We start from the raw sequence: 20,777 nt of genomic DNA, 5'->3' as shown, positions 1-20,777 counted from the left end.
GTATCAGGACTGATCTTGCCAGTTCTCACCTAATCAGCTGCTAGGCTCGGCTACAAATTCAGACGCCGAGATCACAAAAGCGCCTGCACGGTGAGAATGACAGCGAAGAAGTTCAACATTTCAAAGCTCCGAGCTGGGAAAGTCGCGATTCAAACGAAAGGAGATAGAAGATGAGTTACGTAGATGGGTTCGTCATCGCCGTGCCGAGCGAAAACAAACAAAAATTCATCGATCACGCCAATATGGCCGATACTGTGTTCACCGACCTCGGTGCATCACGGGTCATCGAATGCTGGGGTGATGATGTGCCCAACGGCAAGGTCACTGACTTTCGTAGAGCTGTGCAAGCCAAGGAGGATGAGACAGTTGTCTTCTCATGGGTCGAATGGCCAGACAAGGCCACCCGTGACGCAGCCATGAAAACCATGACGGACTGGATGGAAAACCCTGAAACCAGCGACCCCCGCATGGACCCGGTCAAAAACCCGATGCCATTCGACGGAACACGCCTGATCTTTGGTGGGTTTTCTCCAATCGTTGAGCTTTGACAAGAGGAATGCCCCGTCAGGTTGGTTTCGATGATGCGGTCGCCCGAACGGTTTGAACAATTGGCCGTTTTTTAGTTTTACTGCTCAGAAAACGGGTGGGCTCTATTGTAACGGGGCTTACGCTGGGAATACCTCGCAATGCGAACCTAAATAAGCCAACGTGGAAAAGTGTTTATTGCTATTAACGGTCGCCCCGGTGTGGGTAAACTCTCTGTAGGTCGCTTACTGTCTGAACGGTTGGGCGCACGTTTGGTTGACGCTCACTCACTTTACAATCTCGCATTCTCGTTGACGGAGAAGGGTTCAGATGCTTTCCAGAAATGTGTATGGGATCTTCGGAATATCGCGCGTGAGCATGTTCTTTCTCTACCACAAGAAACCCCGATAATAACGACAGACGCGGTGTTCGAAGACTCGGCATGGGGAAACGCTATCTGGGACGATACAATCAGGCTCGCACGTGATCGAAATGGGCCTTTTCTTGGCGTCATTCTGGATTGCGACCCGGAAGAGAATGAACGACGCCTGAGATCACCAGAGCGCCAGGGCAAACGAAAGCCAATGGACGGCTCTGTACTCAACGCGAACCGATATCATCGCAGTCTAATTCGAAGGGGCACGGATGACTTTCTTCAAATCAATACGACCAAACTCTCGGTAGAAGAAACAACCGCGAAAATTGAAGCATGGATGTCGGATTATTCAGAATGCTGAAACCGGGTCATCTTTGGTACTGATTTGATAGCCCAACCGACCCTTGGCAATATTAGCTCCGCAACTCAGCCTCTTGTCAGCCTGACAGGTATCATTCGAGGGCGAAAAACCGAATTGATCAGTTTTTGCTGAGCAAATTCAGTCTTTTTTCTATTTCACTGCTTCGAGCTTCTGGAACGCCACTTGCGCCTGCGAAAACAAGCCATTGATGAGCGGCATGGTGAACCCGTTCGATGATTTCGTGGATGCGTCGCTCTTTAATTCCTGCACCCTGCCCCACTATAATCAGGTCCTCTTGGCCGGGATTTCGACCGTTTCCGTTGACGCTCAAATGGTGTTCTCCACCGGGGCCGTCCGAAAAACTCAGATCATAGGCCGGTGACAGACGCCATGTTCCGCGATGATCCATCAGGAACGCGTGGTTCTTGATGTGGTCGTCCCGGTTATGGGTCACAACGTTGAACACCATGCGCCGGAACATCTCTTCCACATCCCCCTGATGGTTGGTCATGAACCGGGTCAGTCTCAGCAGATTTTCATAGTCCACGGTTGGGGCGGTAAATTCGGCGTTCAGAATGCCAGCAACCGTGTGCATATGCAGCCGCCGACCCTCGGGGCGGTCAAAGCGGTGGGTGGCGAACAAGTCCTCGCCCAAACCTGTCGTCAGCAGCCGCGTGTCCGACATGTCGATCCCGGAGGTGCGGGCCATTTCGGCATAGGCCTGCTCTTCGCGCGCCGCACTGATCGGGTCAGACGCGGACCGGAACTTTATCAGATAGTGGCTAAACCCGCCCCCTGCCCGGCCTCGGTGGTCGCGCAGCACGCCAGTTTCGGGATTGAGCAGCGCCACAAATTTTGGCCGTGCCCCGGCAGAACCACCGCTGCCCGCACGCAACCGGCGTAGATCTTCGACCGAAACGTCCTGTTCTATGTGTTTGACGGTGTCGGCGAACCAATCCAAATCGATATCGTCTTTTTCGGCCAGTTCTTCTTCAGGATGATAGCTGAGTGCCCCCATGCCGTGCTTACCCACGATGGCCAGACGGTCAATCGGTGTCAGATCATGAACCCTCCTGCCCCGCCTCGCCAGTTCGCGGTCAATCAGCAAGCGGCCCCAGCCGTCCGGCAGCGAATCCGCCAAGACACCCGGCAAGCCGTCAAACGGCGTATGCTGACCGAAATGCAGCCCCTGAAAGGACCGGATCGCATAAGGTGAAATCGGCTGCGGGTCCGAGACGAAGTCAGGGGCCCATTCGATGGCCGCGCGGCGCTGATCCTTCACCCAGGCGACCTGACCGACCAAACGGCGATGGTCGCCAAAGTCCAGTTCGATATTCAGACGATCCGCCATCAGTTCCGCCTTTTTGTTGCGCGCTTGCGGTCAACCCTGCCCGATCCCAGTTCGTCCAGCGTTGCGGCCGCTGGCTTTGGAAACAGGATGTCGAACTCCGTCAGCGCCTCGAGCGCGCTGGCGATTGCCAAAAGGGCGGACAGTGAAACCTCTCCGCTTTGTTCAAACCGCTTGAGCGTCGACAGCGGCACGCCGGATTTGTCGGCCAAGGCCTGTTGTGTCATGTTCTGCGCAAGCCGCAGTCGGCGTGCGGATAGACGAATCCTGTCCTGAGTCGCCTTCGGTGTAGGGAGATCGAAGTTAAGGATCAAAATATTACTCTTTACGTTGCCAATATGCTCCAAAGATCAATATAGTGTTTTTTATAAAAAAATGGAATAGCGAGATGCCGGCCATTCCAACGCACCGCCGAGTCCAGGACATCCAATCAAACCATTCACCACAGTATTTAGTTGGCGCTTTCGGCGGTTCAAAGTGAGATAGAATTTTTGTTCTTGTTTTCAGTTATTTATGATGACCTTTGCTTTTGAACACCGCTCGGGTACTAAATATAGCAGGTACCGCCAAATATTGGTTTTGAAGAAAGTCTTGCCAAAACCCCCCCTTCTTGCGTAAAAAAACGATAAAAACAGCGTTGGCGAAAAACAGCGTTACTGAAAGAGGGCAGACGTGGCTGAATCGATCCACATCAACCAGCTTGTTCGTGAGAACGCTGAAAACCTGGCTGCGGCTTTGGAAAGCCACATGTTGACTGTGTTCGCACCGGATGCGCGCAAAGAGCTGCGCCTGTTCAGCGCCGGAGAAGCCGCCGCACTGCTGGGCATTTCCCCCAGCTTTCTGCGCAAGCTGCATTTCGACGACCGCATTCCCGACGTACACACCACACCCGGTGGGCGCCGCCATTACTCTGCCGAAGACCTGCTGGCCATCCGCAAGGAACTGGAATCGACAGCCAAGTCCACCGGCACTTACATCAAGGGCCGCCAGCAGGGTGACAAAGTGCAAGTGCTGTCTTTCTTGAACTTCAAGGGTGGCTCGGGCAAAACCACCAGCGCGGTCCACACGGCGCAGCGTCTGGCGTTGAAAGGATACCGGGTGCTCGCCGTTGATATCGATCCGCAGGCGTCCTTAACCACTCTGTTCGGCTATCGTCCCGAATACGACTTTCTGCAATCTGGCACGATCTACGACGCCATCCGGTATGAAGACCCCCTGCCCCTCTCCAACATCATCCAGAAAACCTTTTTCACCGGCATTGATCTGGCCCCGGCCGGTTTGATTCTGCAGGAATTCGAACACGAAACACCGCAAGCGTTGCTGAACAACATTCAGCCCGCGTTCTTTTCCCGAATGGCGACAGCCCTGCAAGAGGTTGAGGACAATTACGATGTAATCATCTTCGATTGCCCGCCGCAACTGGGCTATCTGACCATGTCCGCGCTGTGCGCGTCGACCGGGGTGCTGATCACCGTTGTACCAAACATGCTGGACATAGCCTCGATGTCACAGTTCCTGCAAATGAGTGCCGAGCTGCTGGACGTGGTCGCCGAGGCCGGTGCACCGATGGATTTCGACTTTCTGCGGTTTCTGATCAACCGCTATGAACCCAGCGATGGCCCCCAGCAACAGGTTGTCGCGTTCCTGCGGCAGTTGTTCGGAAATGAGGTCATGGTTGCGCCAATGCTTAAATCCACCGCGATTTCCGATGCCGGGCTGACTCAGCAGACGGTCTACGAGGTCGAACGCAGCCAGTTTCACCGCAGCACCTATGATCGTGCGGTGGACTCATTGAATCTTGTCAATGACGAAATCGAGTCATTGCTTCAACATGCATGGAGGCGCTGATGGCACGTAAAGGTGTATTGAAAACCAATCAGAACCAATCCGGCGGGACGACAAAACCTGAAAAACCTCGAATGATGCCGCGCGGAGCCGTTGGTGCTTTGCAGTCTTCCTTATCGAAACTGCAGGAAAACGCGGTACAAGAGATCGACTGCGCCCTGATCGACGACGCCGGTCTGAAAGACCGGTTGGGGATGGACAGCGAGGCACAACGACAATTGGTCGAAAGCCTGCGCATCTACGGACAACAGGTTCCAATCCTGCTGCGCCCCCACGCCAAGGAACCGGGCCGGTTCGAGATCGTCTATGGCCGCCGCCGACTTATGGCGCTGAAGGAGCTTGGCCAGCCGGTCAAGGCGATGGTGCGGCAACTGGACGACCACGCGTTGGTTCTGGCGCAGGGGCAGGAAAACACCGCGCGTCAAGATCTGTCATTTATCGAAAAGGCCAGTTTTTCGGTGCAGCTAAAAGAGGCCGGTTACGACCGTGAAACCATTGCGGCGGCACTGTCGATAGACCAGCCAATGGTGACGCGCATGCTCAAGGTCGGGACGGCGTTCCCCCTACCCTTCCTACGCCAGATCGGGTCTGCGCCCAAAATTGGCCGCGACCGCTGGATGACGCTGGCCGATGCCCTGAAAGACAAAGCCGCTACCAGCCGCGCAAACACGTACATGAACCGCCCGGAGTTTCTGAATCTGGATTCGGATCAGCGGTTTGAGGCGGTTCTAAAACACGTACAGAAGAAACCGAACACCAACAAACCGGCTGCGTTCAAGCCGCGCACCTTACGTGACGCCACAGGTAAGGCACTGGCCGATGTCCGGCTGACAAATCGCGGCGTGACCCTGAACATTCCGTCGCGTACCGCAGATGGCTTTGACGCCTGGTTCGAAACCAATGCCGAGGCCCTGATTACCGAACTTCACGACCGTTGGATAAACAAACGGACGGAAGACTAAGACCACAGAGGAAGCAAACACAGGAGGCACGAGCAGACCACAAAAAAGCCCCCCAGGACAGATGATCCCGGAAGGCCCTTTTCAATCTTAGCACCTTTGAAATAGCCCCTCCGAATCGGTCCTGTCAACTCTGCGTGCTGCGCAGGGCAGGGATTTTTTGTGTTTCGTGAAAAAAAATATGAAACACGCGTCCCAAAGTGACTTTGGACGAGGGATGAGCTTTGCTCCATCGTCTGTCGACAAATGGGAAGTGCTGTCCGCACTGACCACGGCATCAGCGGATTTCGACATCTCTCATCGTACATTGACCGTACTGAAAGCCTTGCTGACATTTCTGCCGGATCGGGACATTCCGATCGAGCCGGGCAGGGCGGTTGTGTTTCCCGCGAACCGCACCCTGTCTGAACGCCTGAACGGGATGCCCGAAAGCACCCTGCGCCGCCATCTGGCACGGCTCGTTCAGCTGGGTCTTGTCAACCGCCACGACAGCCCCAACCGCAAACGCTATGCCCGCAGAGTGGGACAGGGGGTCGAACTGGCTTTCGGCTTCGACTTGTCGCCGCTGAACGGCCATGCCGATCAGATTTTCCTGACCGCTGAACACGCCACTCGCCGTGCTGAACGCATCAGAACTCTGCGTGATCGGATCGCTCTGGCGCGGCAACAGCTGATTGCTCTGAATGACAGTCGCTTTGCCGCGTTGATTGAAAACGCCCGCCTGATCCTGCGTCGCAAATCCTCGGAGCAAGCACTGCAGGATTTGACCCGTGAAATGGAAAACACAGCCAAAGCAGTCCACCAGCCAGAATTGCGAACTATCCAATTGAGCGCCCCTGACAGTCAAAATGAGCGGCACATACAGGATTCATCTGAATCTAAATTTGACTCTGAAGAAGAGATATCTGGCCCGCAAATCCCGGCTGACAAAAAAAACGATAACGGCAATCTCCATATCGTTCTAAATACGTGTACAGAGTTTCAGGACTACTATCCCAAATCCGTCACGGGTTGGGCCGATTTAGTAACAGTAGCTGAGAAACTGTCGCCCATGATTGGGATTGATCCTCCGGTCTTCAACGAAGCGCGAGTCTGCATGGGAGCCGTAGCCGCAGCAACATCCGTCCTCTGCATCCTTGAACGTCTGCAAGACATTCGAAGCCCCGGCGCCTACTTGCGCAAACTGACGCAAAAAGCGCAAGCCGGCACATTTTCATGCATGCCAATGCTGAAAGCCTTGGAAAACAAGAGGAAATCAGGAAATTGTCAGCTGACAACTTGAAAAATAGCGTAATAACAACGGTGTATGGCGTTTTAGAGGCTGATAACTTGATGCGATCCGAATTGTAAGCGCTTTTGTGGTCACTATGAATTGGATTTCAAAAGCTTGCCACTTGCGCAACAGCATTCCTCACGTATCCTGCGTTAAGTTGCAGAGTGATACACGTATTTCTGGTTGTTTACCATCATCCCAAAATGGCAAGCGCGCGCCACGATTGCGTCAGAAAATTTGAAATAAAGACTTATGACCACAGACCATTCTCAAGCCTCGATAGCTGACAAAAATGCGGCCGAACCAATCGATACGATCGCTCCTTGTGCCAGCCTCCAATTTGACATGGCAAAGAAGGTAAACTTCGCCTCAGCTCAGAATGACATCCCCGTTCTCAAGGCGCTGTCGATAACCAATACGACCGAAAGCACGCTGGACAACATCCAAATCACCCTGGCCGCGCAACCGACGGTGTTAAAATCGAAAACCTGGATCATTGACCGGTTGTCCCCGATGGGAAGTATGGAACTTGGTGATCTGGCGACGCCTTTGGACGTTCAGAAGCTGGCCGGTCTCAATGAAACGGAAGTCGGATCTCTGACCCTGACGGCTTCGACGGACGAGGGGCTGTTGACGTCAGAAACCCGACCTCTGGAGCTGCTGGCCCGCGATCAATGGGGCGGGCTGGGTGACATGGACCGGCTACTGGCGGCCTTTGTATCTCCGAATGATCCCGTGGTGGCTGCGATCCTCAAAGAGGCATCTGTATTGTTGGAACGCGGCGGGCATGACGGCTCGCTTGAAGGTTATCAATCCGGTGATCCGCAGCGCGCGTGGATGATCGCCGGCGCAATCTGGTCGGCCGTGACCGGTATGGGGCTGACCTATGCCAACCCGCCTGCGTCGTTCGAAGTTGAGGGGCAGAAAATCCGTGCGCCCGAACGTATTCGCAACGAGGGGTTGGCGACGTGCCTGGACACCTCTTTGCTGTTGGCGGCAGCGTGGGAACAGGCCGGGTTGCATCCGGTTGTCCTGTTCAGTCACAGCCACGCCTGGGTCGGGGTATGGCTCACCAAACGGGACTTTGGGCATGTGACCGAGCCTGACGTGATCACCGTGCGCAAGGCGGCGCAGGCGAAAGAATTCATTCCGGTCGAAACCACGCTGCTGACACAACGCCCGACTGCCGGATTTGAACAGGCTGTTGAGGCCGGGCGGTCCCGTCTGTCAGAGGATCGTGAGCAGGAATTCCTGATGGCCGTTGACATCACCCGAGCACGCTCGGCCCGGATCCGTCCGTTGGCAAGCCATGCGGCAGCTGAAGCAAGTGTTGCCGAGCATATTGAGGCTGCTCCAGCGAAACTGCCGGATCCGATCGATTTTGGCCTGTTGCCTTCCGAAGTGATTGAACAGGTGCCCGACACGCCCAAAGGGCGGATCGAGCGCTGGCAGGCCAAGCTGTTGGACTTGTCGCTGCGTAACCGCTTGCTGAACTTCAAGCCAAGCAAGCAGACAGTGCCCTGCCTGGTGCCCGATGTTGGCGCTCTGGAGGACGCTTTGGCCGCGGACAAGGCGTTCCGCGCCTATCCACTGATGGAGGATGATCCCATTGGCGAGCGTCAGCTGTCGCGGCAGGAACGGGACGAGATCATCGCCAGCGCAACGAAAGATGCGTTCGATCGCGGCCAGATCACGATGCCGCTGGATCGCAAGGATGCTGAGAGCCGAATGCTGGCCCTGTTTCGCAAAGCCAAAAGCGATCTTCAGGAAGGTGGGACAAATACTCTGTTTCTGGCAGCAGGGTTCCTGCGCTGGCAGCGAGAAGGCGAAAAACGAAGCTATCGCGCGCCGCTGCTTCTGATCCCGATCAAGCTGGAACGCAAATCGGCGCGGTCGGACTTTAGAATCCTGCACCATGAAGACGAGGTTCGGTTCAACTCGACCCTGCTGGAATTTCTCAAGCGTGATTTCGACCTGACCCTGCCTGAGCTTGAGGGCGAATTGCCGCGCGACGACAGCGGCATCGACCTGCCGCGTATCTTTGAATGGATGCGCCAGCGGGTGCGCGAAGTGCCGGGGTTCGAAGTTGTGGAAGAGATCGCGATCTCGACCTTTTCATTCTCGAAATACCTGATGTGGAAAGATCTGGTCGAGCGCACCGATCAGTTGCGCAATAACCGGCTGGTGGCGCATCTGGTCGACAACCCGGACAAGACCTTTGAGGGCGGGGCAGGGGAGGCGATCCCGGCCGAACAGATGGATCACCGGCTGGCACCCAAGGATCTGGTGACGCCTCTGCCCGCTGACAGCTCGCAATTGTCAGCCGTCGTTGCAGCGGCTGAGGGACGGGATTTCGTACTGATTGGCCCGCCGGGCACCGGCAAAAGCCAGACCATCGCCAATATCATCTGCCAATGTCTTGCCCATGGTAAAACGGTGCTGTTCGTCGCCGAGAAAGCCGCAGCCTTGGATGTTGTGCAACGCAGGCTTGAGGCGCACGGATTGGGCGACGCGGTGCTTGAACTGCATTCCAACAAGACCGACCGCAAGCGGGTTCTGACGCAGCTTGGCCGGGGATGGGACAGGGCCTCGGCCACCAATGAACAGGACTGGCTGGACATCACCGAGAAGCTGCGGATCAAACGCGACCAGCTCAACACCTATGTGCAGGCGGTTCATGCCAAGGGCGCGCAAGGGTTTTCGGTTTTTGACGCGATTTCATGGACGGCGGGAGCGCCAAAAGGGTTGAAACTGTCCTTTGCGGATAAAGATGCCCATGATCAGCACAGCTTTGACCGGTTGCTTGAGATCACTGGGGAACTTGGCCGTACCTATATAGCTGTAGGTGGTGGCACACCGCTGCCATTGGTCGGTGAGGTGGAATGGTCACATGCCTGGGAAGACCAGATCATTGACCAGGCTAAAACCCTGAGGGCGTGTATCGACCGCGTCATGCGATCATCTTCGGATCTTGCAGGGCAGTTGGCATTGAGCCCGGACCGGACGCTGATTCCGGAACGACGCGCTTTGCTGACCGGTCTGTCGCGCCGTATTGATCCCGACGCGGGCGATCTGCGCATGGTGCCGCGCCTGTCAGAGCGTGACCTGCACGCCGAAGTGGATCAGTTCGAGACCGCGCTTGTTGCGTTCATGGACGCGCAGGACCAATGCAGCGCGTCCTATACCGAAGACAATATGAAACGCTTGCCGCTGGATCAGCTGGATACGGAATGGCGCGCGGGTGAGGCGGGGTTCTGGCCATTTTCCGCCCTGAAAAAGCGCAAGATCCGCAAGCTGCTGCAAACCTATGCCAGCTCGGGACAGGTTGAACCGGGCAGGGATCTGCCAGCGTTGGAAGAAGGCCGCAAACAGCTGGCAGTGCTGCAGGATAGCCCGGTAGCTGATGCCGCCGGTGTAGACCGGTCGCTGCACAGATTGAAGGGGCGTGTGGCTCAGGCGATTTCCTTGCGCGCCACTCTGGCTGGTGTGCAATCCGAGATCACCGACACCGTGGCATTTGGTGCCATTGTCGCTGCGCTGGAGGAAGGGCCCACGGGCGCGTTGCGACAGGCGATGGAAAACTGGCAGGCGGCGGACAACGCATTGAATGCGGCGCTCACCGAGTTCGCGAGGCTTGGCGGCTCAGTGGACACAGACCTGCCCTTGCGCGATTTGATGGAGGGCGTGGACCAGACGCTGGCGCAACGCGCACGGCTTGCGGACTGGACCCGCTGGGTCGCAATTCGGAACAAGGCCAAAGCCGCCGGGCTGACGCCTCTGGTCGATGCAATTGAGGCGGATCAGTTGAAAGGTGATCCGGTCCCCGAATGCCGCCGCGCATATGCCCGATGGTGGTTGCCTTTGGCGATGGATGCCTCGGACCCGCTGCGCCAGTTCGCTCATTGGGAGCACGAGGATATCGTTGCGGCCTTCCGTAAGCTGGATGACGAGGTTGCCGAACATGCCCCACGGGAAGTCATGCGGCGCATTCATCACCGTCTGCCTGCACGGGACGGAGTGCCCAGAAAATCGGAACTGGGCGTGTTGCGGCATCAGTTGGGGCTGAAACGCCCGTCGATGGCGATCCGGCCTCTGCTGGAGAATCTGGGCGACGTTCTCCCCAAACTGGCCCCTTGCGTGCTGATGTCGCCGCTGTCGATCGCGCAGTATCTTCCCGCAGGGCAGGCAACGTTCGACGTAGTGATTTTTGACGAAGCCTCGCAGATTACCACGTGGGACGCCATTGGTGCCATTGCGCGGGCGAAACAGTCGATCATTGTAGGTGATCCCAAGCAGTTGCCGCCGACGAACTTCTTTGGCCGCAGCGACGAGGCCGAGGATGACGCCGAAGGGATGATTGGCGACATGCCTTCGATTCTGGATGAGGTGGCAACCGCAGGCATTCCGACGCGGAGGCTGGATTGGCACTATCGCAGCCGTGATGAGGCGCTGATCGCGTTCTCGAACCATTTCTACTACGACGGAGGCCTTGTCACCTTTCCTGCACCAAGCACGGGCAGTGACGCTGTGAAATTCCACAAGATCGAAGGCACATATGCTCGCGGGGCAGGGCGCACCAACGCGGATGAAGCAAAGGCGATTGTCGCGCTGATCCGACGGCGCCTGACTGCCTGGCTGGCCCTCCCCGAGGAGGACCGGCAGACGCTGGGCGTGATCACTTTCAACGCACAGCAACAAGGGTTGATCCTTGATCTGCTGGATAAGGTGCGGCGTGAAGCACCCGAGCTTGAATGGTTCTTTGCGGAAGAGCGTGAAGAGCCGGTGATCGTGAAAAATCTCGAGAATATTCAAGGGGATGAGCGTGACGTGATGCTGTTTTCGATCACTTTTGCGCCCGACCTTGCGGGTAAACTGTCGATGAATTTCGGTGCGCTGAATGCGGATGGCGGCGAAAAGCGTCTGAACGTTGCAGTCACGCGGGCCCGGTGCGAGTTGCATGTGTTCGCCTCGCTGACCCATGATCAAATCGATCTGTCGCGCACCCGTGCAACCGGGGTGCGTGATTTGAAAACTTTTCTGGACTATGCCGAACGCGGCTCGGTTGCGCTGGCCGCGCGCGAGGAAGGATCGCTTGGACCGGCTGAAAACCCGTTTGAAGAGGCTATTGCCGAGGCGTTCCGCGCTAAAGGCTGGGAGGTGCGAACCCAGATCGGTGTCTCAGGCTTCCGCATAGATCTTGGAATTGTGAACCCGGATCGGGCAGGGGCCTATCTGGCCGGGATCGAATGTGACGGGGCCACCTATCACAGCTCTGCCACAGCGCGTGATCGGGATAAGGTGCGTCAGGCAGTGCTGGAAGGTTTGGGTTGGACGATCCTGCGCATCTGGTCGACCGACTGGTTCCGCGACCCGGCGGCGGTGGTTGAGCGATTACATGAAAGATTGGAAGCACTGCTGGAAGAAGACCGTGCGGCGCGGCAGGTATCAGAACTTGAAGCAGCGCAAGAAGATCTGCCAGAAATGCGGGCCTTGCCCGCGCCCGAGCCGCTTCAGGCCGACAGCGTGCCGCCGGAACCCGCGCCGGAAGAGGTTGATGGGTCTCAGACTTTCGCCTCGAGGGTTCAAGCGCCCGAGTTGCACAAAGATGACGGGCCAAAGGCTGACCCGGACCGTTTTTTCGATCTTGGGTATATGGGGATTCTGCGGCAGATCGTTCACGAGGTTTTGGTCGATCAAGCCCCGATGCCGCTGCGCAATCTGGGTCGCGAGGTCGCAAACCGCCACGGGTGGCAGCGCACCGGGCGCCGGATCATGGAAAGGGTGGAACACGCGCTTGGGGCAGCTGAGTTGCATGATGAGTTCGGCACTCCGTTTGTCTGGCTGGCAGGCACCTATCAGGATCGAATTCCGTATCGCGGGCTGGAAAACCGCGCCATCCGCGATGTGTCCCGCACGGAGGTCGCGGCTCTTCTGGATGAGATCGGCACGGACCTGAAAGCCTCAGAGGATCCAGCGGGGGATTTGGCCCGCCACCTTGGCCTGTCGCGGGTTAGCGGGTCAGCGCGTCAACGGATTGAGGAGATCATTCGGTGGTACGAGGACCATACGGGCAGTGGAGGTTCTGCACACAGCTGACGTTCATCTGGATTTACCGCTGAAATCTCTGGCGCAGCGCGATCCGGAAATGCGTGAACGCATACAGACCGTTAGCCGCGCCGCTTTTGTTAGGATTGTTGACGCGTCCATTGCCAAAGAGGTGGCCGCCCTGTTGATTGCAGGAGACCTGTTTGACGGGGCTGAGCGCAGCGCCCGCACGGCGGCTTTTCAAGTGATATAGTTGGAGCTCCAGCGCGGATGCGGAACAGGTTGTTTTTCATCAGAATCGGGCGGAAACCGGAAGTTCGCCACGGGTGCAAATGCGCCAATAGCGATCTGTCGAACCGGACATTCGGCCCGCCTTTCCAGATCGGCGCGAGCATGGTCGACGCGGATGAGGGAATGTCTCCCGGCGTGAGCATAACTCGGCACTCTTTTGAAGCCATCAAAGCGGGTTTGTTGAACTTTTTTGAAGAAGCTCGATCGGCTGATCTTTGACGGCCTATCTCGGTGCCAATCTGTTCCGGAGATGTTGCCGTAAGTCATTGACTTTGGTACATTCATTCTGCGGGAGGCCCACAAATGAACCCTGATGAATTGATTGAGAAACTTACGGAACTCCGTCCGGGGCTGAAGGATCACCTCGACCGGAATGCACCCAAGAGAAACCTGGCGCTTGCATTGCACGCAGCGCGCAAGACAGCCGGGATGACACGAGAGCAGGTGGCGGAGCGCTCTGGTTTGTCGCTGGCTGACATTGATGGCCTGGAGGCACCATCAGGGAGCTTTCCGGACAGGTCGACCGTGACGCGCTTTATGGCCGTGTGCCGATAGTGGTGATCATGTTCAAAGGTTACAGGGCTGTACCCCATGTCTGATTTGGACGCCGATGAATTCATGGAAAAGATGGCGAAACCAGGGGCGGAAGAGGAAGCTTTCTTCGCAAGACGCCGGGCGCTTGGCCTGGGTGTTGGGGTTGACGCAGAAGGAAAGCCTGCCGGGTCGAAAAGCCTCATCTTCATCGATTTTGAGGCCTCGTCCCTGAGCTCAGAAAGCTGGCCCATTGAAGTGGGTATCGCCCGACTCAAAGATCGGCGCGTGGTAGTCGAGAGCAAACTGGTTCGACCACACGAAACCTGGCCCCTCGACGATTGGTCGGACAAAAGCGCTGCTGTGCACAACGTTCCCTTCTCCGAACTGGAGACTGCGATGCCTGCCGATGAGGTTGCGCATTGGCTGATTGAGCGTGTTGGAGACAACATTCTTGTGAGTGACTGCCCCGGGTTCGATCAGCGTTGGCTCGAGCGGCTCTTGGGCACAGTCAACGAGTCCGTGAGACTGGAGATTCAGGACTTCGACCGGATAGCGTGGATTGCGTTTTCGCGGGAAGAGGGCGTTCTCGCGCCTGGTCGAATTGGTCGGGTGTATAAGACCAAGACCAATCGAGGCACGACCCATCGCGCCGGTGCGGATGCAGCCGACTTAGCGTATGCATTCCGATCCGGGCTGCCCAAGACGGCGTCACCGGATTTCCTGGCCCCGATGTCCGAAGAAGATTTGCACCTTTGGGAAGGTGGCGATCAGGAAAACGGAGTATGAGAAGCGGTTCGTAGCTTACCATCTCCTGCCGCGTAGACAGGTTTGATGGTCGATTTCAATGCTGACGCATTGCTCATGTGGTTTTGACCGCTCGAATGAATGAGTTGCTGGAACATCGAAAGCTCGGAGAAACTGAAACCGCCCCGAGTATCTAAGCGACGCCAATTTCTCACCAACTTTCGAAGGTGCAACTGCGTCACTGACCTGTGCTTTCTGCACGATCTCAAACGGGTGATATTTGTCCCTCGTCGCTCTCATTTGGTCCGCGTGTCTACGATGGCACCCGGACAAAATGAGCCGATCGAGGTTCAATGAAATCTGGTTGCCTTCAACAAAAGAAGGAAGCCATCATGCCCAACACTCCCGCCTGCGAACGTTTTTCTATCGGCGATCTTGTCGCGTTTGATTTTCCTTTCAGCGACGGTGGTGCAAAGACCCGCGTCTGTCTGATTGTCGCTGAAGATCCGGATCTGAAGGAAGTAGTTGTCGCTTATGGGACAACGAACCTGCATCTCAATCGTGATCAAAGACACGCTGTGATCCTGAAAATGCGGTCGGATTGGTCGGCGGCGGGCCTGCATCGGGCAACCCGGTTCCAGGTGGATCGCCGCATTCGCGTTTCAATGGATGATATGCGGTTCAAGCAGAACCGATCCCTGGGAACCGCTAAAGTCGGCCGGTTGCTTCCAAGCCGGATCCAGCAACTGATGACATGCTACAGCCGTTTGAAACCTGTTTCTTGCGCTCAGGAGCGACTGGGTATCCATCCGAAACCACAGGTGCACAACGGCCGCTGCTCGTTTCTCGGCCGCCGGCCTTTACGGCACAACGTGAATTCTGCCGCTGCCTGATTTTAGGCTTCCCGGAACGCGGTGGGCACCAAAGGAGCCAACTCAAGCCCGCCCCCGGGGCGTTCCGGCTAACGCCCTCACACACATTCAACAGGAATGAGAAATGAAGAAAAGCAAAGAGACTCAAACAGACGGGTGCGCGCCCAATAATCGTGCGGATGTTGGCGGAGATGAAAGCTACAGGAAAGGGGTCGAAGATCTAATCGAGCGCGACCGCCAAGTGACCGAGGCGCGTGCAGAAAAACTTCGGATTCTGCACGATATAGTCAAAGACACGTTCGATGCCGCGGTCCTGTTCGGGCAGCACTATAGTGGAAGGCTTGATACGATTTGTTCTTTCTCGGTGTTTCATGATGACCGCGACGCCCGAGCCGCCGTGAAGGCCTTCGTGAAGGATGCGCTGCCCCGAATTGGCGTTGCGATTATTTGGGAGGGCAGGGATGTCATGGACATTCCGCTCCGCAAGGACAGGGCGACGGCGCATGAGAAAATCAAGATGTGGGGAATCCTGAGCCCATGCGCGCGCCAATTGAGTGGCGGAGATACCCGGTGACTTACCTGTTCATCTGCTCGGCTTCGTGTTTTCGAGCGAGCTCGAGAAAACTGCTGATATCCTTCACTGTCGGACGTGGTCGGTCTGGCAGATGACGTTTGCAGTGGGCCTCGGATACCCGGCTGTGCTGCTGCTCAGATGTGGCCCAGACCGGAACGTGATAGGCACCGCCCGGCGCAATCGTTTTAGGGCGGCAATCGGAAACCTTGTCAAACGTCCCTGTCAGCAACAGGGTGGTCGCGTAGGGCAAGCGGGGTGTCAACTCGGGTGTCGATGTCATGGTTTTGCCTTCAACGTTCATCACGGTCAGGGTTTCGGACGTCAGGTAGGCTTGTCCCATCAAGAGCTGGTGGTGGTATAGCTCAGACATTCTCTGAACGGCGTCACCGGTACTGCACAACAACGCCTGTTGGGCGTCATTTTCAAAACCAGCAAGCTTTTTGCGAAAATCATTTGGCAGGTCGTCTGCCTCGATCCGAAGAAACCGCGTGCCATCCCAGACAACGACGGCGTCAAAAACGAAGCGGCTCAATTCAAATGGTGCATCTGTGAACACGTAGGAGACAGCACGAATGGAGGTGTTGGTGTCTGGCCAGTCGGCAAAGAGCTGCATCAGCCTGGCGCGCCATTGCACTTGCTGTGTCCGATCGGATGACGGTTTCGGGAGGCTGTCGTTCGCGTAGCAAAGTATGCCGTGCCCGCTTTGTGCTTGCGGGATGAGGTTGGTCAGTTCGGTGTCTTTGGAAGGCATAGTGGTCCCATATTGATGCGTCACACGCGCCTTCGCACCCAGGAAAACCGGATCGCGTCAGGCTGCTGTGGAGGCAACATGGGAACATGTTGGAGTTTTGGTAAATCGCTGACCCGAAAAGCATGGCAGGTAGGGCAGGGCGGGATGCATCTGGGAAGCCCAGCGGCCCTACTCTTGTCCGTTTCATGATCTTCGATACCAAGTGCATCCAAGTGGGTGCACGGGTTGTGCTGCGTTGTTGTCTTTTGCTTCCCGAAACTTGGGACTGGCCACGGAGACCAGACTTTGGGTTTACGGAAATTTCAAAAAACTCTCAAACCCCGTTTCTCAAAATTGGGCGTTGAATGAACCTTATGAGCGTCCGCGGCATTCCGTGAGATCGTTCCTGGGCCGTCGGCGGGCAATGACACCTATACAACAAGAAAGACAAGACTATGGGCAAGAGATACGTCAGCAAGGTTCTTCTGTTTGACGAGCAGGATCTGATGAGTGAGGAGCCGGAGGACTTTCGCCATTTTACCGATCAGGTGTACAGCACCCTCAATAGCGTAGCCGTTGGAAAGGAAATGCAATTCTCGGCATTGCTCGGTGTCTGCTCAGAGCGATACAACCGATCTGAACAGTGGAATTTCGACATTGAAAGCGGTTGGATTTCACAACACAAAAATTGGTCGCAAACTGTTCGGTCAATCGCCCTTTGGCTGGGGAATGTCAACCACTGCTATCTGGATGACCTTCTGGTTACCAATGACCTCCTGTGCTTTATGTCTCGTGTTTCTGGCCAGATCGCAAACAAACTCGAGTACGGAAACGATTGCTCTGCCATCCTCATGGCGCGGTCTCTGGAAAACTTGCCTGCGGCTGGTCTGCCCTGCTTTCGCCCCAAATCGGAGCTCTGTGCAGGAGGCAATGATTGTGCGCATGATATGCGGGCTAAGAACCTCGGGCCCGGGCGGCGAGTTATCGTGGAGGTTGCGTATGAACTGGATCAGATGCGGTAATACCCTCAAATTGCTCGTTTAACTCCAAAGAGTCGAATACCCTTATGCGCCGGATGAACCTGATCCGGCGCAATTCAGTTGGAAACTGAAAAACCGACCCTCATAGCACATTCGCCGTTTGGCATTGCAGCTCTTTTGAGTGAGAGCGGCAACGCCAAAGGCAACTGCTTCTTCAAATTGAAACCTACAATCCCAATCGCACGTGAGGAGCGGTTGCACTTGGACCTGTGGCATCCCGCCCCAGGCAATAAAGGGAGAACAATATGTTCTATTCCTCAAAGACCGAAACCGGTCTGCTCCAGTGCATCGCCAGCGCAGTGGAGGCCGGTCAATGAGCGTTTTCGACGATCCCCTTCATAAGGCGCTTTATACAGCGCTGAACGCTACAGACACCGCCAAGAATGCTGTGTTTGACATAACTTCGGGTTCCGATTGTCCGGAGATGCTGCACGCGGTTGCGGAACGTTTCTTCGAAGCCGACGACGGCGATCTGATCGCTGTAAATTTGATAGAAGATGTCGGATTACTGATGAGGATGCTACACGACGCTGCCGCAGCTGAGACGCAACAGGGGTATGTCGCGGACGAGCATTGCATGTCCGGAGGTGGCTACGAGGTCACGCATCTTTCGGATCTGGGCCAGCAATTCGAAACCGCACGGGAGGCAGTCGCGGCACTGTATGCCGCGCTTTATGAAGTGAACCTTCATTTGCGGGCCGATCGCCTATCCGTGACACTACGCGCATAAAAAAATGGGGCGGCAGTCTCGCCCCTTCCTTGATCCAACTGTGTTGACGGACGTCAGACGGTTTTTGCCTGTGCGTCATAATGCTGTCCCAACAGAGCCTCGCTGAATTCTCCAGTTTCCACCGCTATTCGTCAGAACTCCGCTGTCCAATGTTGCACTTCGGAGAAATTCAAATTCGAGACCAAACCTACTTTTGCGACTCTTTCGCGATAACGGTTGTTACAGAGCGCGTCTTCCTGCTTCTTGTAACCGCTATCGCACCCAAAACTAAAGCGCAGGCGACGGCCTGGGGCGTTGTGATCGCTTCGCCAAAAGCCAGAAAACCAACTGCAAACATCGTAGGCAATTCTATGCTTCCGACGACCGCAGTTTGAGATGCGCCGATCAACGGCGAGCAGATCGTGTATATGAGCTGCGGAACAAGCGCAGTGACCAGGCCAATTCCGACGATCAAGATCCAGTCGGACTGCCCCTCCGGCAGCAATTTGGCAACGTCGGCACTCACCATCAACGGCAATAGACCGAGAACCGATCCCAAGGAAACGGAGGCTATGCGTGCAAGGGGCGCGATCCGGGACAGCCTGTGGACCAGGACACATATACCAAAGCCAAAGCCGAACGGGGCCGCCAGAGACATCAAAATTGTAGGTATTTGTTGTAGAGGCACGGATGCGGGTGAGCCAGCTATGATCGCCGCCAACGTAATAAGGCCCGAGGCAAGCAAGGCGCGCCTCGTAGGTGCATCGGAGAAAAAAGCCCATGCAATGATTAGCGTGAAAACTGGATAGGTCATATAGAGTACGCCCACTGTCGATGCGGGCAATGTCTCCAGCGCCATCACATATCCAATCCAGCCAAGCCCCATCACCGCTCCTGCCGAAAGCCCCCAACAAATCTCGCGCCACGCTTTTCGGTGCAATATGAGAACGGGCAGCAGCAGTATTGCCGCGACGATGTAGCGATAGAATGCGACAGCATAAGGCGCGACGCCTTGCTCGGTCAGCCCCCGACTGAAGTAGGGAACCAGCCCGAAACAAATTGACGCGAAAAGTACGCCAACAACCGCAAGCGCATAGGGAATAGCTGGTCCAGATTGTGTGGATGTTGTTGCCATGCGTAAGGGCTAACACATATAAGCGAATATTGTAGCAGAGATTCATCGAGTGGCCGCTTCGTCCGGCGCTCCCTTCATGTAAGTGAGTGTTCTCATTAAACACTCAGGTCATCCTTCGACATTCGCTGAAAGTGCTTGAGTTCGCCCCAGATGCGTTCGGCAGTTTCCTTTTTGGGGTCACTTTGGGTGAGAAAAGCCACGGCCTCAGTTCGTGCGTATCGGGCCGCTCGTTTTATCTCGGCGAAGACAATGCCTGAGCCGGTCTGAGGGGTCGTAGATGCGAAGTCGGCAAGTTTATGTGTTCGTTTGTCGCGTTTCAGGAAAGTGCGCGTGACTTCCACACTCGAAAACACCCTCGGCGCACCATCGGCCAGACCCTGCGGCGACACCCGGATCGCGCCGCGTGTAAGCAAGCCATCTGTTATTGCGGCATCGAGGCGGCCGGGTGTCAGCTCTTGCCAGGACACCAGCCTGTCCACCGGGATACTCGGGATCGGGATGTTGCAGCCGATGATCACCTTCTTTGGATATTCCGCCCTCGCCAGACGCAGCCTTTCGATCAGCTGGCGCGTCGACAGCTCTCGGCTTTGCAACTGCAACCGGCGCACGCGTTGATCCGGGTGGCACGGCACCAGAACGGCTTTCGATGAGCCATCAGTCAACTCGTAAGAAACCGGTTCTTCGGGCATGCGCAATTGGCCCATTGAGTCCGGGGTCAGCAGATTTAATGGGTTTCCGGGTGCGTCTCCCCAAAGAGCGCGAGTTTGGTCTTCGAGCGCAGAAACCGGGAGTTCTTCCCGCCCGATCACGATAACGGTAGAACAATTCTGGTAAGGATTGGAGCCGAGGGCTCGGCCACCGAACCAGAGCCATTGCGCGCCGTGCAGCTTGGTGCTCAGCATGAACCGCGACACTTCATTGTCTGACATACCATCGAAACAATGACCTGCATCCTCGAAGAAAGCCCGTACGGCCTTCCGTGTAGCGCCAACAAGGACGCCAGCTTTTTTGTCGAGGCGGTCGTTCAGAACCTCCCGCGCGATAATCCGCCGCCAGCTCTCGCGCAGACCGGAATTCCTCAGAAGGCTTCCATTCGTCATTCTGCGGTCATGCAGCTGTGTCACAACGGCGTTTGGGCGCAGCGTGACGTCATGAACCTTGCGGATATCACATTCAAGCGCGGACAGGATGCCGACGTCAGCATCTGCATCGAGAACCAACATGGGTTCCTTATGCCTGAGGGGTTTTCGACGCAGCACGCGGATGATGTACTTGTCGTTCTCGACAATCAGCCTTAAACGCTCAGTTGTGCATAGGCCCGCTGCCTTAGCATCGGCCAGCGTCCGCCAAAGCGCAGCGAACCAGGAAACATGCCGGTGGTTCTGTTCCGCCTTTCCAAGCAATTTGGCCTGATAC

The 20,777-nt window shown here is 56.1% G+C and carries 19 protein-coding genes; 13 read left to right on the top strand and 6 right to left on the bottom strand.

Annotated elements, in window-relative coordinates; genetic code table 11:
* Positions 1–170 precede the first annotated feature (170 nt).
* Both AC2FNN_RS07760 and AC2FNN_RS07755 read left to right on the top strand, forming a co-directional pair.
* Positions 171–548 (top strand): DUF1428 domain-containing protein, encoded by a 378-nt coding sequence (locus AC2FNN_RS07760; protein ID WP_496757717.1) that lies wholly within the window; start codon positions 171–173, stop codon positions 546–548.
* 168 nt (positions 549–716) lie between these two features.
* The gene (locus AC2FNN_RS07755) at positions 717–1,262 is read left to right on the top strand and encodes an AAA family ATPase (protein WP_496757716.1); all 546 of its coding nucleotides are present in this window, start codon (positions 717–719) and stop codon (positions 1,260–1,262) included.
* A gap of 118 nt (positions 1,263–1,380) precedes the next feature.
* Here the strand turns inward: AC2FNN_RS07755 and AC2FNN_RS07750 are convergent, their stop codons facing one another.
* Entirely contained in the window at positions 1,381–2,613 is a 1,233-nt protein-coding gene (locus AC2FNN_RS07750; RefSeq protein WP_496757715.1) for a type II toxin-antitoxin system HipA family toxin, read from the bottom strand.
* A complete protein-coding gene (locus tag AC2FNN_RS07745) occupies positions 2,613–2,924 on the bottom strand; it encodes a helix-turn-helix domain-containing protein (RefSeq protein ID WP_496757713.1) in 312 nt (103 codons plus the stop codon). The genes AC2FNN_RS07750 and AC2FNN_RS07745 overlap by 1 nt, the downstream gene beginning before the upstream one ends.
* 358 nt (positions 2,925–3,282) lie before the next feature.
* Here AC2FNN_RS07745 and repA point away from each other — a divergent pair, with 358 nt between their 5' ends.
* The 5 genes from repA to AC2FNN_RS07720 all read left to right on the top strand — a co-directional run bounded on the left by repA (position 3,283) and on the right by AC2FNN_RS07720 (position 12,985).
* Positions 3,283–4,458 (top strand): plasmid partitioning protein RepA, encoded by a 1,176-nt coding sequence (repA, locus tag AC2FNN_RS07740; RefSeq protein WP_496757712.1) that lies wholly within the window; start codon positions 3,283–3,285, stop codon positions 4,456–4,458.
* Positions 4,458–5,417: a plasmid partitioning protein RepB gene (gene repB / locus AC2FNN_RS07735; RefSeq protein WP_496757710.1), complete on the top strand. Its 960-nt coding sequence runs from the start codon at positions 4,458–4,460 to the stop codon at positions 5,415–5,417. The genes repA and repB overlap by 1 nt, the downstream gene beginning before the upstream one ends.
* Positions 5,418–5,583: 166 nt before the next feature.
* The gene (gene repC / locus AC2FNN_RS07730; protein ID WP_496757761.1) at positions 5,584–6,696 is read left to right on the top strand and encodes a plasmid replication protein RepC; all 1,113 of its coding nucleotides are present in this window, start codon (positions 5,584–5,586) and stop codon (positions 6,694–6,696) included.
* Positions 6,697–7,032: 336 nt separating this feature from the next.
* Positions 7,033–12,783, top strand: a complete 5,751-nt coding sequence (proA, locus tag AC2FNN_RS07725) for an anti-phage protein ProA (RefSeq protein ID WP_496757708.1) — start codon at positions 7,033–7,035, stop codon at positions 12,781–12,783.
* Positions 12,761–12,985 carry a metallophosphoesterase gene (locus AC2FNN_RS07720; RefSeq protein WP_496757706.1) on the top strand — a complete coding sequence of 75 codons (225 nt, stop codon included), beginning with the start codon at positions 12,761–12,763 and terminating at the stop codon, positions 12,983–12,985. Before proA ends, AC2FNN_RS07720 begins: the two co-directional genes overlap by 23 nt.
* Here the strand turns inward: AC2FNN_RS07720 and AC2FNN_RS07715 are convergent.
* Entirely contained in the window at positions 12,973–13,308 is a 336-nt protein-coding gene (locus AC2FNN_RS07715; RefSeq protein WP_496757705.1) for a hypothetical protein, read from the bottom strand. The genes AC2FNN_RS07720 and AC2FNN_RS07715 overlap by 13 nt on opposite strands.
* 18 nt (positions 13,309–13,326) lie before the next feature.
* Here AC2FNN_RS07715 and AC2FNN_RS07710 point away from each other — a divergent pair, with 18 nt between their 5' ends.
* The 4 genes from AC2FNN_RS07710 to AC2FNN_RS07695 all read left to right on the top strand — a co-directional run bounded on the left by AC2FNN_RS07710 (position 13,327) and on the right by AC2FNN_RS07695 (position 15,747).
* Positions 13,327–13,578, top strand: a complete 252-nt coding sequence (locus tag AC2FNN_RS07710) for a helix-turn-helix domain-containing protein (protein ID WP_496757703.1) — start codon at positions 13,327–13,329, stop codon at positions 13,576–13,578.
* Positions 13,579–13,614: 36 nt separating this feature from the next.
* Positions 13,615–14,343 carry a 3'-5' exonuclease gene (locus AC2FNN_RS07705; RefSeq protein ID WP_496757702.1) on the top strand — a complete coding sequence of 243 codons (729 nt, stop codon included), beginning with the start codon at positions 13,615–13,617 and terminating at the stop codon, positions 14,341–14,343.
* A gap of 350 nt (positions 14,344–14,693) precedes the next feature.
* Positions 14,694–15,194 (top strand): hypothetical protein, encoded by a 501-nt coding sequence (locus AC2FNN_RS07700; protein WP_496757701.1) that lies wholly within the window; start codon positions 14,694–14,696, stop codon positions 15,192–15,194.
* 103 nt (positions 15,195–15,297) lie between these two features.
* Positions 15,298–15,747, top strand: a complete 450-nt coding sequence (locus AC2FNN_RS07695) for a hypothetical protein (RefSeq protein ID WP_496757700.1) — start codon at positions 15,298–15,300, stop codon at positions 15,745–15,747.
* A gap of 1 nt (position 15,748) precedes the next feature.
* Here AC2FNN_RS07695 and AC2FNN_RS07690 read toward each other — a convergent pair whose 3' ends face one another.
* Entirely contained in the window at positions 15,749–16,498 is a 750-nt protein-coding gene (locus AC2FNN_RS07690; RefSeq protein ID WP_496757699.1) for a hypothetical protein, read from the bottom strand.
* Positions 16,499–16,932: 434 nt separating this feature from the next.
* On the opposite strand from AC2FNN_RS07690, the gene AC2FNN_RS07685 reads away from it, so the two are divergent.
* Together AC2FNN_RS07685 and AC2FNN_RS07680 are read left to right on the top strand one after the other, a co-directional pair.
* Positions 16,933–17,499: a hypothetical protein gene (locus tag AC2FNN_RS07685; RefSeq protein WP_496757697.1), complete on the top strand. Its 567-nt coding sequence runs from the start codon at positions 16,933–16,935 to the stop codon at positions 17,497–17,499.
* A gap of 331 nt (positions 17,500–17,830) precedes the next feature.
* On the top strand, positions 17,831–18,247 hold the full coding sequence (locus AC2FNN_RS07680; RefSeq protein WP_496757695.1) for a hypothetical protein: 417 nt from the start codon (positions 17,831–17,833) through the stop codon (positions 18,245–18,247).
* 187 nt (positions 18,248–18,434) lie between these two features.
* Here AC2FNN_RS07680 and AC2FNN_RS07675 read toward each other — a convergent pair whose 3' ends face one another.
* Both AC2FNN_RS07675 and AC2FNN_RS07670 read right to left on the bottom strand, forming a co-directional pair.
* A complete protein-coding gene (locus AC2FNN_RS07675; protein ID WP_496757693.1) occupies positions 18,435–19,361 on the bottom strand; it encodes a DMT family transporter in 927 nt (308 codons plus the stop codon).
* 95 nt (positions 19,362–19,456) lie between these two features.
* The coding region (locus AC2FNN_RS07670; protein ID WP_496757691.1) for a hypothetical protein at positions 19,457–20,777 on the bottom strand (1,321 nt) is incomplete at its 5' end.

This window comes from Ruegeria sp. BHSA118 (assembly GCF_059613405.1).
Note: the sequence above shows the minus strand (reverse complement) of the source record. Positions and strands in the feature narration are given on the sequence as shown.